Annotated in this window: 10 protein-coding genes and 1 tRNA gene; 5 read left to right on the top strand and 6 right to left on the bottom strand. The window is 62.4% G+C overall.

What is annotated here, in order from left to right:
• Positions 1-20: 20 nt before the first annotated feature.
• From ACZ41T_RS11275 to ACZ41T_RS11290, 4 genes are all read right to left on the bottom strand, one after another.
• On the bottom strand, positions 21-3,305 hold the full coding sequence (locus ACZ41T_RS11275) for an efflux RND transporter permease subunit (RefSeq protein WP_464921490.1): 3,285 nt from the start codon (positions 3,303-3,305) through the stop codon (positions 21-23).
• The gene (locus ACZ41T_RS11280) at positions 3,298-4,392 is read right to left on the bottom strand and encodes an efflux RND transporter periplasmic adaptor subunit (protein WP_464921491.1); all 1,095 of its coding nucleotides are present in this window, start codon (positions 4,390-4,392) and stop codon (positions 3,298-3,300) included. Before ACZ41T_RS11280 ends, ACZ41T_RS11275 begins: the two co-directional genes overlap by 8 nt.
• A 19-nt stretch (positions 4,393-4,411) precedes the next feature.
• Positions 4,412-5,806, bottom strand: a complete 1,395-nt coding sequence (locus tag ACZ41T_RS11285) for a TolC family protein (RefSeq protein ID WP_464921492.1) — start codon at positions 5,804-5,806, stop codon at positions 4,412-4,414.
• Positions 5,807-6,027: 221 nt separating this feature from the next.
• On the bottom strand, positions 6,028-6,351 hold the full coding sequence (locus tag ACZ41T_RS11290; protein ID WP_464921493.1) for an ArsR/SmtB family transcription factor: 324 nt from the start codon (positions 6,349-6,351) through the stop codon (positions 6,028-6,030).
• Positions 6,352-6,522: 171 nt separating this feature from the next.
• Between ACZ41T_RS11290 and gpmI the strand changes: the two genes are divergently transcribed.
• The 5 genes from gpmI to ACZ41T_RS11315 all read left to right on the top strand — a co-directional run bounded on the left by gpmI (position 6,523) and on the right by ACZ41T_RS11315 (position 12,214).
• Positions 6,523-8,064 (top strand): 2,3-bisphosphoglycerate-independent phosphoglycerate mutase, encoded by a 1,542-nt coding sequence (gene gpmI / locus ACZ41T_RS11295; protein ID WP_464921494.1) that lies wholly within the window; start codon positions 6,523-6,525, stop codon positions 8,062-8,064.
• A gap of 31 nt (positions 8,065-8,095) precedes the next feature.
• Positions 8,096-9,334 (top strand): murein hydrolase activator EnvC family protein, encoded by a 1,239-nt coding sequence (locus ACZ41T_RS11300; protein WP_464921495.1) that lies wholly within the window; start codon positions 8,096-8,098, stop codon positions 9,332-9,334.
• Between the two features lies 1 nt (position 9,335).
• Positions 9,336-10,751 carry a S41 family peptidase gene (locus tag ACZ41T_RS11305; RefSeq protein ID WP_464921496.1) on the top strand — a complete coding sequence of 472 codons (1,416 nt, stop codon included), beginning with the start codon at positions 9,336-9,338 and terminating at the stop codon, positions 10,749-10,751.
• Between the two features lie 89 nt (positions 10,752-10,840).
• Positions 10,841-11,236, top strand: a complete 396-nt coding sequence (locus tag ACZ41T_RS11310; RefSeq protein WP_464921497.1) for a hypothetical protein — start codon at positions 10,841-10,843, stop codon at positions 11,234-11,236.
• A gap of 207 nt (positions 11,237-11,443) precedes the next feature.
• Positions 11,444-12,214 (top strand): HesA/MoeB/ThiF family protein, encoded by a 771-nt coding sequence (locus tag ACZ41T_RS11315; RefSeq protein ID WP_464921498.1) that lies wholly within the window; start codon positions 11,444-11,446, stop codon positions 12,212-12,214.
• Here the strand turns inward: ACZ41T_RS11315 and slmA are convergent.
• Complete coding sequence (gene slmA, locus ACZ41T_RS11320; protein WP_464921499.1) at positions 12,202-12,786, bottom strand: nucleoid occlusion factor SlmA; 585 nt, start codon at positions 12,784-12,786, stop codon at positions 12,202-12,204. The genes ACZ41T_RS11315 and slmA overlap by 13 nt on opposite strands.
• 52 nt (positions 12,787-12,838) lie before the next feature.
• A tRNA-Ile gene (locus ACZ41T_RS11325) sits at positions 12,839-12,915 on the bottom strand.
• Between the last annotated feature and the right edge of the window lie 17 nt (positions 12,916-12,932).

Consider the following 12,932-nt stretch of genomic DNA (forward strand, 5'->3'; position numbering starts at 1 on the left):
TAAGGGCGTTCCGCTTTTTATCAAGCCGGCGCTGCGCTGCGCTTTTGCCAGATGTAGTACAGCAGCGGAATGACGATCAGGGTGAGTGCCGTGGAGGCGAAGGTGCCGAAGATCAGCGATACCGCCAGCCCGCCAAACACCGGGTCGGTGATCATGATCGCCGAGCCCAGGATGATGGCGAGCGCGGTCAGCAGGATCGGCCGCAGCCGCACCGCGCCGGCTTCGATCACCGCTTCCTGGAGACCGTAGCCCCGGGCGCGGTAATCGACGATGAAGTCGATCAGCAGCAACGAGTTGCGTACCACGATGCCGGCGAGCGCGATGACGCCGATCATCGACGTGGCGGTGAACGCCTGGTGGGTGGCCCAGTGGCCGGGGAAAACGCCTATCAGGGTCAGCGGAATGGCGCCCATCACGATCATCGGCATGATGAAGGACTTGTAGTAGCCCACCAGCAGCAGATAGATGAACACCAGGGCGATGATGAAGGCCGAGCCGAGATCGCGGAATACGTCCAGGGTCAGGCGCATTTCGCCGCCCCATAGCAGATGGTAGTCGGTGACGTTGTCCGCGGTCGCCTGGGTGAAGCCCAGGTTACCCGTCCTGAAGCGCACGCCGTTGGCCAGCAGGGTGCCGTCCAGCATCTTGTCCAGTGCCAGCACGGCATAGACCGGACTCGATGTGATCATTTCGCCTCCCACCATGACCATGGGGTGCTGGTCGCGGTCGTAGATGGGTTTGCCGAACGGTACGCGCTTCACACTGGCGATCGCGCTCAAAGGGATCTGTTGGCCCATCGTGTTCGTCAGGCGAATGGCCATCAGCGATTCAGGCGACTGGCGGTCCGCGCGCGGCAGGCGCACGACGATGTTGATGGGGTCGCGCGCGGAGTCCACATGGACCGATCCGATCGACAGTCCCGACACATAATCGCGCAGGAGCTTGCCCACCTGGCCGGCGACAATCCCTGATAAAGCCGCTTTTTCGTGATCCACCTGCACCGAGAAGGATTGAATGGTGGCGGTGACCGAGTCGTCGGTATTGATCATGCCGTAGACGGATTCGAATGCGCGACGCACCTCGGGTGAGGCGCTGCGCAGTTTGTCGTAGTCGGGGCCATACAGTTCGGCCAGCACCTGTGCCTGCACCGGGGGGCCGGGGGGCGTTTCGTAGAGCTTGATGCGGGCCTGCGGGAAGGTTTGGCGCAATGGTTGGAGGCTGTCGTTGAACGCCTGCACGATCTGGTGCGACGAGGTCGAGCGTTGATGTTTGTCGATCAGATTGACCCGGATCTGCGCCAGATTGTCGCCGCGCTTGATGAGGTCGCCGCGTACCAGGGCGGCGAAGTCGATGGGCGCGGTCATCCCGAGGAAGGTCTGGTAATCGGTGACGAAACGGTTCTGCGCCAGCACTTCGCCGACCGCACGCGCAGCGCGGTCGGTTTCTTCCAGCGTGGTGCCGGCCGGGGTGCCGATTTCCACCAGAAAGGTGTTGGTGTTGTCGTTGGGCAGCATTTTCAGTTCCACTCCCAGTGCCGACAGTGGCCCGTTCATGCCCGACGGTCGGATGAACTGCCAGGCCGGCATCAGCATGGCTAGCACCAGCAGGGCCAGTACCGCCAGGAACATCAGATTACGTTTGCCGCGATGCTCGATGAAAGGCGTGATGGTTTTGACGTAAGCGCGATGCAGCCGATCGGTCTTGCGCGCGCCGGCGTCCTCCAGGCTTGCCTTGCGGGCGAGTTCGCTCCGCGCGGCTTTTTTCCTGAGCCACAGATTGGTCGCCCACGGTACCACCATGTAGGCGATCAACAGCGAGGCGATCATCGCCACCGGCACGTTGAACGGGATGGGCAGCATGAAGGGCCCCATCATGCCGGTGACGAAGGCCATCGGGATGAAGGCCAGGATGACCGCGATGGTGGCGATATTGGTGGGATTGCCGATTTCGTTGGTGGCCTGGATGACCACGTCCTTGAAATCGCGGTCGCCGATACCATGATGCAGATGGCGGTGAATGTTCTCCACCACCACGATGGCGGCGTCCACCAGCAGGCCCAGTGAAAGAATCAGCGCGAACAGCGTGATGCGATTGATGGTCTGGCCGGCGAACAGACCGATCGTCAGCACCATGAACAGGATCAGCGGGACCGTCAGGGTCACGATGCCGGCTTCGCGCCAGCCGAGGAAAAGCACCATGATCACCACGATCGAACCAATCGCGATGCCGAGGTGCTCGACCAGCGTGTTGACGGCGTCGTCGGCGCGCGCGCCGTCGTCGCGGGTGACGGCCACCGTGATGTCGGCGGGAATGGCCTGACGCTTGAGCTGATCGAGCTTCTTCAGTACGGCATCCGCCACCACCACCGCGTTGGTGCCGGCTTTCTTGGCGATGGCCAGCGTGACAGCCGGCGCCTCGCCGCGCGCGGCGTCCTTGCCGGCCGCGGGGCCATAGGCAAAGCGGGTGCTCTGATCCGCCTCCTCGGGGCCATCCACGATGGTGGCCACGTCCTTCAGGAACACCGGCCGTCCGTTGGGCGCGCCGATGACGATATCTCCGATTTCGCGGGCGCTACCGAGGAAGCCCTGCACCCGCAGAGGCGAAACCGTGTTGTTGCCCACCAGGCTGCCGGCCGGGACGGAGACGTTCTGCCCCTGCAGCATCTTGTCGACCTGGTCGAGCGCGATACCCGCCGCCGCCAGTTTGGCAGGCGAAATCCAGACATTGACCGCACGCTGTGAGCCACCGATGAGCTGAGTGAATGATACCCCCGGTACATTACGCAGGTGCTCAAGAACGCGGGTTGCCACCTGGCGGGTCTGCAGATCGTCAAGCGTCGCGGATGACAGCGTCAGGGTCATGATCGGCACGTCGTCCACGTTGACCGGCTTGACTACGGGCTGCATGGCGCCCGGCGGCATGCGGTCGAGATTCTGCATCAACTGGTTGTAGAGCTTGACCAGGCTGCGCTCCTGGTCTTCCCCCACCTTGAATTGCACGGTCACCAGACCGTAATCCGGGGCGGCATAGCCGAATGTATGCTCGACGCCGGATTGCGCGTTCATGATGGCTTCCAGCGGCTTGACCACCAAGTTCTGGATTTCCTCAGCCGAGGCGCCCGGCTTGGCGACGATGATGTTGGCCGCCGGCACTACGATCTGCGGGTTGTATTCGCGCGGGGTGACGAACAGCGCCATCATGCCGGCCAGCGTCACTGCCAGCATGACCATGGCGGTGATCTTGGATTCGATGAAAATGCCGGCCAGCTTGCCGGCGATGTTGAGCGGGGCGGAACGCTCAGTCATGGGAAGCCCCGCTCACCTTGTCGCCGTTTTCCAGTTGCGCGACCTGGGAGACGACCACCCTGTCGCCCGCGTTGAGGCCGGACTGGATCTCCACCATGTCCTGCTCGGTCGCGCCGGTGCGTACCATGCGGTAGCGTGCGATGCCCTGGGCGTCGACCACGAAGACGCCGGTGATGCCGGCGCGCTCGGCCACGGCCGAGGCCGGCACGCGGATGCCATCGCGGCTGCCGACGGCGAAACCCACCCGTACAAAACTTCCGCTCGACAGACCGCTGCCCGCCGGCAGGTCGATTTTCACCAGATGAGAGTGGCTGGCCGGATCGGCCGCCGGCACCACCTGGGCGATCCGGCCTTCGATCGGTGCCTGCGTCGTCTCGCCATCCTGCACGATGCGGACTTTCTCGCCGGTCTTGATGCGGGCGTACACATCGCTGCTCACCTGGGTGCGTACCTGGAGTTTCTTCAGGCCTTCGATGACCAGCACGGGCCGGCCGGGTGCGGCAAGGTCGCCGGCATTGGCCATTTTTTGCGTGACGACGCCGTCGATCGGCGCCACCACCGAGGCATAACGCATCTGACTGGACGCGAGGTCAAATCCGGCGCGGGCGGACGCAACCTGCTGCTGGGCAACCTGATATTGCAGTCGGACCTTGTCCCACTGCATCTTCGGGATGGCTTCATCCTTGTACAGGGTACCAAAGCGTTCATGGTCGAGTTTGGCGTCGGCCAGTGCGGCTTCCGCCTGCGCGAGGCCAGCGCGGGCCTGGCTCATCTGTCCCTGGATATCGGTGGGATCGATCGCGAACAGCAATTGACCGGCCTTGACCGTTTGTCCCTCCTCGACCTTGATTTCGCGGATATACCCCATCAGTCGCGAGGCTACCTGGACCTGGTCCTCAGAAACCACCATGCCGGGTGTTTCCACACGCAGGCTCAGCGGTGCCTGCCGGACCGTCTGGATATCGGCCGACAGGGTACGGTTGACCGCGCTGGCCTGCGTGTCGGGGGATTCATGATCGCCGCAGCCGTATGTCACGCTAGTAGCCAGGCCAAGCAGGGCCATACGCAGAAGTTTGAGATTCGCCATTGGATTCATTTCGGATTGCTCACTGTAGGTCCGGCTGCAAACGGCCTGTCGCCAAGCGGGCGTTGGCACGCTGCACCTTGAGTTCATAATGGGCCGCCACCAGGTCTGCCCGGGTCTTGTCCAACTGGGCCTGCGTGGCCAGCAGTTCGGTGATGGTCGTGACGCCACCGGCGTAGCGTTTTTCCACGATGCGCTGTGCTTCCCCAGCCTGGCTGACCGCCAGTTCGCGCGCCAGGACTCGACGCTGCGCTTCGTCGGCGCGCCGCCATGCATCCTTCACCTGGTAGGCGATACCGTTTTCGGCCTTGTTCAGTCGGGCGGCGAGTTCATCGCGACTGGCCTCGGCACGGTGAATCGCCCCGTTGACGACGCCACCGTCGAACAGCTGCCACGATAGCTGGCCGCCCACGGTGTAGGAATGGGCGTCGAAGCCCAGATTGTTGTCGTTGGTGTCGAAGCGGGCCAGCAGGCCGGCTTTCGGGTATTTGTCGGCGCGCGCCACCTTCACGGCGGCCTGCGCCGCGTCCACCTGGTTGCGCAAAGCGGCGAGGCCGGGATTGGACTTGAGCGCCGCGTCCAGATAATCGGCCAGCTTGCCTTCCAGCGGACGCACCTCCACGCTGCCGGCCACTTCAAGCGGTACCGCCAGCGGCATGCCCAGCAACAGGTGGAGCTGGTCTAGCGCCTGTTGCACGGCATTCTCGGCCTGGGTCTGCTGTACCTTGACGTCCTCCAGGTGCACCTGGGCGGACAGCAGATCGCTCTTCACCACCACGCCGCCCTTGAACAGGCTGTTGATGGTTTTGACGTGGTTTTCGGCAGCCAGACGTCCCTGCTCGGCGACATCCCGGTAGGCGCGCGCGGTATACACGCCTTCGTAAGCGCGCAGCACATCGAAGATCACCTGTTGACGCGCCAGTACGTCGCCCTGGCGCGCGGCCCGCAAATGAGCCCGGGCCTGCTCGATGTAGCCTTCGATCATGCCGCCGGTGTAGAGCGGCAGTTGTGCCTCCAGGCGGGCGTTAAAGTTATTGACCGCGTCGGGGTAATTGAGGGTGTATGGCGCGACACTGAGCACATCTGGATTGGCAGGATTGAACTCACCCGCGCCAAAATCATTGAAGTTGGCGTTGCGCTGCGACAGCTTGAGACCGAAGGCATTGAGCGCATCATCGGTGCGGGTGGCATTGAGCGAGGCGGTGACTTTCGGCATCCGCGCGCCAGTGCTTTGCCTGACCGCAGCCTCCGCCTGTTCGATTTGCGTACCGGCGACGATGATGTCCGGGTTTTGCGCCAGCGCGCGCTGCACGGCCTGATTGAAATTCAGCGTTTCCGCCCGCGTGGTCGTGGCGAGGACCAGCAGGCACAGCAAAGCGGGCGTTCTCAGATGGGCTGATTTTTTTGTATGCCGCATCAATGCACCTCCATGTTGAATAGGCCCGTAAGCGGCGCGCGGGAAGTGAGTTTAATACTAGAATAATTTATCCTGCCTAAAGCATACCTGATGGCCCGGCGCGCTTGCCCGGGGCGCGCCGAATTAATCGACAGGCCGTTCATCCGGCCCCGTATCGCTGCCCGTAGCAACAAACAGGCCCGGCACGCCTGTGCGTGACCGGGCCTGTCGTCGGGAAGGAATTATTTGGTGAAGCCGCAGAACACGTCGCGCATCATGCTCAGCAGCTTGAGCGTGCGGGTGTCGCCAACGCGGTAGAATACGCGGTTGGCGACCTTGCGGGTGCGCAGCACGCCTTTGTCGCGCAGGATGGCCAGATGCTGCGAAATGTTGCTTTGCGAGGTGCCGACCTGGTCGACGATTTCCTGCACGCTGATTTCCTTGTCGCCCAGCACGCAGAGAATTTTCAGGCGCAGCGGATGCGACATGGCTTTCATCGCACGCGAGGCCTGCTCGATGTGCTCGTCCTTGTCCATGAGGTCCACTTCGTCCCAATCAGCTGCCATATTCATAACCTCGGTCCTGTTCGTGTAGTACCCTGATGCGACCGCGTTCCGGGTGGAAACGCAGGCCGCGCTGGCGTTATTGAAGCAACATTACGCCTTGCTTATAGATTAGCAATCACGCATATATTAAAATAGTTCCACAAAAACGAGTCAGGTTATACAAATTTCTTCATGAAGACCCTGCCGATTCTTCTCATCATACTTGACGGCTTTGGCTGCCGTGCGGAACGTGCCGACAATGCAATCGCCCAGGCCAGCAAGCCCAATTGGGACCGCTTGTGGAAGCATCATCCGCACACGCTCATTCATGCATCGGAATCCGAGGTGGGCCTGCCCAAGGGACAAATGGGCAACTCCGAGGTGGGGCATCTGAACATCGGCGCGGGGCGCGTGGTGTACCAGGAGTTCACCCGCATCGACCGCGCCATCGAGTCCGGTTATTTCTACACCAACCCAGCCCTGCTGAATGCGGTGCATCTGGCGCGCGACAACGGTAAGACCCTGCACGTGCTGGGCCTGCTGTCGGACGGCGGGGTGCACAGCCACGAATCGCACTTCCACGCCCTGCTCGACCTGGCGGCGCGCGAGGGCCTCAACAAGGTGTGCCTGCACGTGTTTCTGGACGGCCGCGATACGCCGCCGAAAAGCGCCGAACTGTATTTACGCCGCCTGAACGAAAAAATCGAACAGACCGGCATCGGCCACATCGCGTCGATGATCGGCCGCTACTATGCGATGGACCGCGACCGCCGCTGGCAGCGTGTCAAATCGGCCTACGACCTGCTGACCCAGGGGCACGCCGAATTCGGGGCCGATAATCCGCAGGCTGGTCTGGAGGCCGCTTACGCGCGCGGCGAGACCGACGAGTTCGTCAAGGCGACGGCGATCCTGCCACCGGACGGCAAGCCGGTGAAGATGGAAGACGGCGATTCGGTAATCTTCCTCAACTTCCGCTCCGACCGTGCGCGCCAGTTGTCGCGGCCGTTCATCGAGCGCGATTTCAGCGAATTCGAACGCGAAGTCACCCCGCGCCTGGCCACCTACTGCACGCTGACCGGCTACAGCGACGACTTTGCCGTGTCGGTGGCGTTCCCGCCCGAACGCATCAAGAACGGTCTAGGCGAACACATCGCCAAGCTCGGCCTGCGCCAGCTGCGCATCGCCGAGACCGAGAAATATCCGCATGTCACCTTCTTTTTCAACGGCGGCGAGGAAGTGTCTTTCCCCGGCGAGGACCGGGTGCTGGTGCCGTCGCCCGACGTCGCCACCTACGACATGAAGCCCGAAATGAGCGCTTTCGAAGTGACCGAAAAACTGGTTGCCGCGATCGACAGCAAGCAATACGACGTCATCGTCTGCAACTACGCCAATCCCGATATGGTGGGGCATACGGGTGACCTGCATGCGGCCATCAAGGCGATCGAAACGGTGGACGCCTGCCTCGGCCGGGTGGTAGAGGCCCAGCTGGCGCGCGGTGGCGAGGTGCTGGTGACCGCTGACCACGGCAATGCCGAACTGATGCGCGATATCGAAACCGGCCAGGCCCACACTGCGCATACCCTTAACCTGGTGCCACTGATTTACGTGGGGCGGCGCCCGGCCACGCTGGCGGAAACCGGGGCGCTCGAAGATATCAGCCCGACCCTGCTGAAAATGATGGGTTTGCCGTCACCTCCTGAAATGACCGGTGAAGCTCTGGTGCAATTCGAGTAGACCGGGTGCAAGTTCGGGTAAGCTCATCAGGGTGAACTTCAGACCCCTTATCATCCTGCTGGCATTGATCTGGTCGCTGTGCGCCAGCGCCAATCAGGCCGATCGCAAGCAATCCGAACTCGATGTCCTCAAGCAGCGCCTGCAAACCCTGCAGCGGGAATTTCGCAGTACCCAGGCGCACCGTCAGGAGGCGGCTGACGAGCTGGGCCAGTCCGAGCGCGCGATCAGCAGCGCGCTGCGTCAGTTGCGCCAGCTGGACGGCGAACGCCAGCGCGCCCAGACTGATTTGCAGGCGCTGACGCAACAGACTGACGCTACGACCGCACGCATCCGCGCGCAGCAGGCCCACCTCGCCCAGGTACTCAAGGCCGCCTACCAGCGCGGGCAGGGCGATGCGCTCAAACTCATGCTCAACGGTGCGGACCCCAACCAGGCCGCGCGCGATCTGCGTTACCTGGCGCACCTCTCGCGCGCCCGGCATGAGACGATCGAGGCGCTTCGCGCCGACCTGGCGAAACTGGCAGCGCTGCGGCAGCAGACCGAACAAAAGACGACCGAATTGACGCAGCTGCAGAAGGCCCGCGAAGCCGAGCAAAAGAAACTGCTGGCCGACAAGCGCGCCCGCGAGCGGATCCTGCAAAAGCTGTCGGTGCAAATCCAGCAGCAGCGGCGTGAAATTACCAGCCTCAAGCGCGACGAGCGCAGCCTGACGCAACTGGTGGAGCGCCTCAACCGGCTGATGGCGCAGCAGGCGGCGCGTGCACGTGCCGCCCAACAGGCGCAAAAAAATCAAAAAGGCGGGACGAACGCGGCCAGCCAGCCGCGTCGCGCCCTGGGCGTCAATACCGAAACACCGGTAGCGTTCCGCTCCGATAAGCCTTTTTCCGGCTTGAAAGGTTCACTGCGGCTGCCAGTCGCCGGGGAACTGATGAACCGCTTCGGCGCTCCGAGAGAGGGTGGGGGAGTGAGCTGGAAAGGCCTGTTCATTCGCGCGGCGGAAGGCGCCGCGGTGAAAGCGATCGCAGCTGGGCAGGTGGTGTTTGCCGAGTGGCTGCGCGGCTTTGGCAACCTCATCATTGTTGACCACGGAGAGGGCTATATGAGTCTGTACAGTAATAATGAAAGTCTGTATAAGCAGGTGGGCGAACGGGTCCAGCCCGGTGACGCCATCGCCGCGGTCGGCAACAGCGGCGGCCAGCCCGACCCCGGCCTGTATTTTGAAATGCGGCATCAAAGCCGTCCTGTTAATCCCCTCCTGTGGGTGAAGTGAGATGACACAAAAGACGAAATCCATACTCGTCGGTCTGGCCGGCTTGCTGGCCGGCGCCGCGCTGACGGTCAACCTGTCGGCGATCGCCGACAGGGATGCGGAGACGGCACTGCCGGTCGAGGAGCTGCGCGCCTTTACCGACGTGTTCGCTCGCATCAAGAACGACTACGTCGAGCCGGTCGAAGACAAGAAGCTCATTACCGAGGCGATCAATGGCATGCTGACCGGGCTGGATCCGCACTCCACCTATCTGGATGTCGAGGCGTTCAAGGATCTGCAGGTCGGCACCCAGGGCGAGTTTGGCGGCCTTGGCATCGAAGTCGGTATGGAAGACGGCTTCGTCAAGGTCATTTCGCCGATCGAGGATACGCCTGCCTTCAAGGCCGGGGTCAAGCCGGGCGACCTGATCGTCAAGCTCGACGACACGCCGGTGAAGGGCATGACGCTGAACGATGCGGTGAAGCGGATGCGCGGCAAGCCGGGGACGAGCATCAGGCTCACTATCGTACGCAAGAGCATGACCAAACCCCTTGTGCTGACCCTGACCCGCGCGGTCATCAAAATTCGCAGCGTCAAGTCCACGCTGGTCGACCCCGGCTATGGTTACGTGCGCGTGACGCAGTTTCAGGAACACACCGGCGAGTTGCTGGCCGAAGCATTGAACGACCTCTATAAGGACAACAAGGCGCCGCTGAAGGGCCTGATTCTTGATCTGCGCAACGATCCGGGCGGCCTGCTCAACGGCGCAGTCGCGGTGACGGCCGCCTTCGTCAAACCAGACAGCCTGGTGGTGTATACCGAGGGGCGCAGCGAAGACGCCAAAATGCGGCTGACCGCCAGCCGTGAACATTACCTGCGCCCGATGCAGTCCGATTACCTGAAAAACCTGCCGGAGGGTTTGAAGACCGTGCCGATGGTAGTGCTGGTCAACAGTGGCTCGGCCTCGGCGTCCGAAATCGTGGCGGGCGCGCTGCAGGATCATAAGCGCGCAGTCGTCATGGGCACCCGCACCTTCGGCAAGGGCTCGGTGCAGACCATCCTGCCGATCGGCAACGGCACGGCGATCAAGCTCACCACCGCGCGCTATTACACGCCGAACGGGCGTTCCATCCAGGCCAAGGGCATCGAGCCGGATATCGTGGTGGAAGACCCGGCAATGCCTGAATCGGAGAACGGTTTTGGCATCCGCGAGGCCGATCTCGACAAGCATCTGGTCAATCCTGTGGGCGAGGAGCCCACCCCGATGGTCAAGCCGGACGAAGTCATCAAGGCGCCGCCAGCAGACAAACCGGACAAGAATGGCGAGGACAAAAAGCCGATGACACTGGAACCGGGCGAGATCGTCTCGAAGAACGATTACCAGGTGAATCAGGCGCTGAACCTGCTGAAAGGCTTGCAGATCCTGCAGGGCCGTTGATTCAACTGATTCAATGTGCCGTGGCTGCAAACCGGCCACAGCACATATAGCAGCGCTATACTGGATAAATTCTGTCTGAGTGGTGTGCCATGCGCCCATGTGACCTCGAAAAAATCCGCGAAATTGTTTTCCATGACCTGCCGCCTGGCCAGGCAGAACATGCGCTGGTTTTGCTCTGCGGACTGGAGGGGCTGGTGGCGACGGTCGGCTCGGACGGCAGCCGACTGCTGGTGCGTTACCACATCTGCGAATACACCCTGGAAGGTCTGGAAACGGCGCTGGCGAGTCAGGGATTTCATCTCGATAACAGCCTCATGAGCAAGCTCAAGCGCGCGCTGGCTTATTTCAGCGAAAGTGTGCAGCGCAGCAATGTCGCGGCCGACGAACCGGATATCAAGTCCCAGCAGGCTTTCATGAAGGTCTACGAGCGCCACTTGCATGGCGACCGCGACGACACGCCGGAAGAGTGGCGCGACTATAAATAAGGCTCTTTCACCGTTATTTGTTGGTGTTGGCCAGCCTGGCGGGAGCGGCTTTAGCCGCGATGCGCCGCAAGGCGCATCGCGGCTAAAGCCGCTTCCACGGGGCCGCCTGCGAGATGCCGCAGGGTAAGGGCTTCATCGGAGGGAGCAAGATATAGCGTCAACAACCAACAGTGATATAGCCATAAATAATAACGACCCGATCCCCCAATGGAACTGACCGACGACCTGCTGCTGCGCTACAGCCGGCACATCCTGCTGCCGGAAATCGGTGTGGTCGGGCAGGCGCGCATCTGCGATGCGGCGGTGCTGATCGTCGGTGCCGGCGGGCTGGGGTGCCCGGTGGCGCTGTATCTGGGAGCGGCGGGGGTCGGGCGGTTGCTGCTGGCGGACGGCGATACGGTCGATCTCACCAATTTGCAGCGCCAGATCGGCCATGCCACGGCGGCGATCGGCGAGAACAAGGCCGCATCGCTGGCGCGCAGCGTGCGTGCCATCAACCCGGAAATCGACGTGCAGCCGATCGGCCAGACGCTGGCGAATGCCGCCTTGCTTGAGGCCGTCGCAGCGGTCGATCTGGTGATCGACGCGACGGACAATTTCGCCACCCGGCATGCCGTCAACCGTGCCTGCGTGACATTGGGCAAGCCGCTGGTGTCGGGCGCTGCGATCGGATTTTCGGGGCAACTGGCCGTCTTCGATTCGCGCCTCGACAGCTCTCCGTGTTATCACTGCCTGTTCCCCGACCATGCGGACGAGCCCGAATTACGCTGTGCCGAGGCGGGTGTGTTTTCGCCGCTGGTGGGTATCGTCGGCGCGATGCAGGCGATGGAGGCGCTGAAGTATTTGGCCCGGGTAGGCGAGCCTCTGATCGGCAGGCTGCTATTGTGGGACGGCCTGCGGGCCGATGCCCACGTGATGAAGGTGCCGCGCGACCCGGCCTGCCCGGTGTGCGGGCCGGCCGCGCTTCAGGCCGGCTGAGCGCCCAGCAGCCGCGACAGCAGCAATTGGATGTCGCCGCCGGGCGCGCGCGCGAACCCGCTCTTGGCAAACTGGTGCCAGCGTCCCACCACCACGCATTGCAGCAGATTGGCCAGCGGCGCGCTGAGCTCGGCTTGCCGGTCGCCGCAAAAGCGCAGGCATTGCCGCAACTGCGCCTCGATGCGATCATGCAGTTGATTGATGCGTTTTTGCAGGCGCTCGTTTTCGTTCACCAGCGCATCGCCGATCAGCACCCGTGTCATCCCCGGATTTTTTTCCGCAAAGTTCAGCAGCATGCCGAGAATGGCCTCGACCTGGGCGGCGGGTGACGGCGTGTCGGCCGTGATGCGCGCGATCAACCCGAGCAGCGTCTGTTCGATGAACTCGATCAGGCCTTCGTACATCTGCGCCTTGCTGGCAAAGTGACGGTACAGCGCCGCTTCCGACACGCCGACGCGTGCCGCCAGCGCTGCCGTGGTAATTTTTTCCGGTTTTGGTTCCTGCAGCATCGCGGCCAGCGTTTGCAAAATCTGCAAACGGCGCTCGCCGGGTTTCCTGGCTTCCCCTTCCATCAGACTCCCCCTTGTTCTTATGGGGGATGATTATCGCTGATGTTGGGTAAATTGGTGGGTCCGCACGGACTTGAACCGTGGACCAAGGGATTATGAGTCCCCTGCTCTAACCAGCTGAGCTACGGACCCGAAAACGTGGCAGCCCC

Source organism: Thiobacillus thiophilus (genome assembly GCF_055378705.1).

Excerpts from the sequence above, each read along its gene's own strand:
- ACZ41T_RS11275 (WP_464921490.1), bottom strand. The coding sequence starts at position 3,305 with ATGACTGAGCGTTCCGCCCCGCTCAACATCGCCGGCAAGCTGGCCGGC.
- ACZ41T_RS11280 (WP_464921491.1), bottom strand. The coding sequence starts at position 4,392 with ATGGCGAATCTCAAACTTCTGCGTATGGCCCTGCTTGGCCTGGCTACT.
- ACZ41T_RS11285 (WP_464921492.1), bottom strand. The coding sequence starts at position 5,806 with ATGCGGCATACAAAAAAATCAGCCCATCTGAGAACGCCCGCTTTGCTG.
- ACZ41T_RS11290 (WP_464921493.1), bottom strand. The coding sequence starts at position 6,351 with ATGGCAGCTGATTGGGACGAAGTGGACCTCATGGACAAGGACGAGCAC.
- gpmI (WP_464921494.1), top strand. The coding sequence starts at position 6,523 with ATGAAGACCCTGCCGATTCTTCTCATCATACTTGACGGCTTTGGCTGC.
- ACZ41T_RS11305 (WP_464921496.1), top strand. The coding sequence starts at position 9,336 with ATGACACAAAAGACGAAATCCATACTCGTCGGTCTGGCCGGCTTGCTG.
- ACZ41T_RS11310 (WP_464921497.1), top strand. The coding sequence starts at position 10,841 with ATGCGCCCATGTGACCTCGAAAAAATCCGCGAAATTGTTTTCCATGAC.
- ACZ41T_RS11315 (WP_464921498.1), top strand. The coding sequence starts at position 11,444 with ATGGAACTGACCGACGACCTGCTGCTGCGCTACAGCCGGCACATCCTG.
- slmA (WP_464921499.1), bottom strand. The coding sequence starts at position 12,786 with ATGGAAGGGGAAGCCAGGAAACCCGGCGAGCGCCGTTTGCAGATTTTG.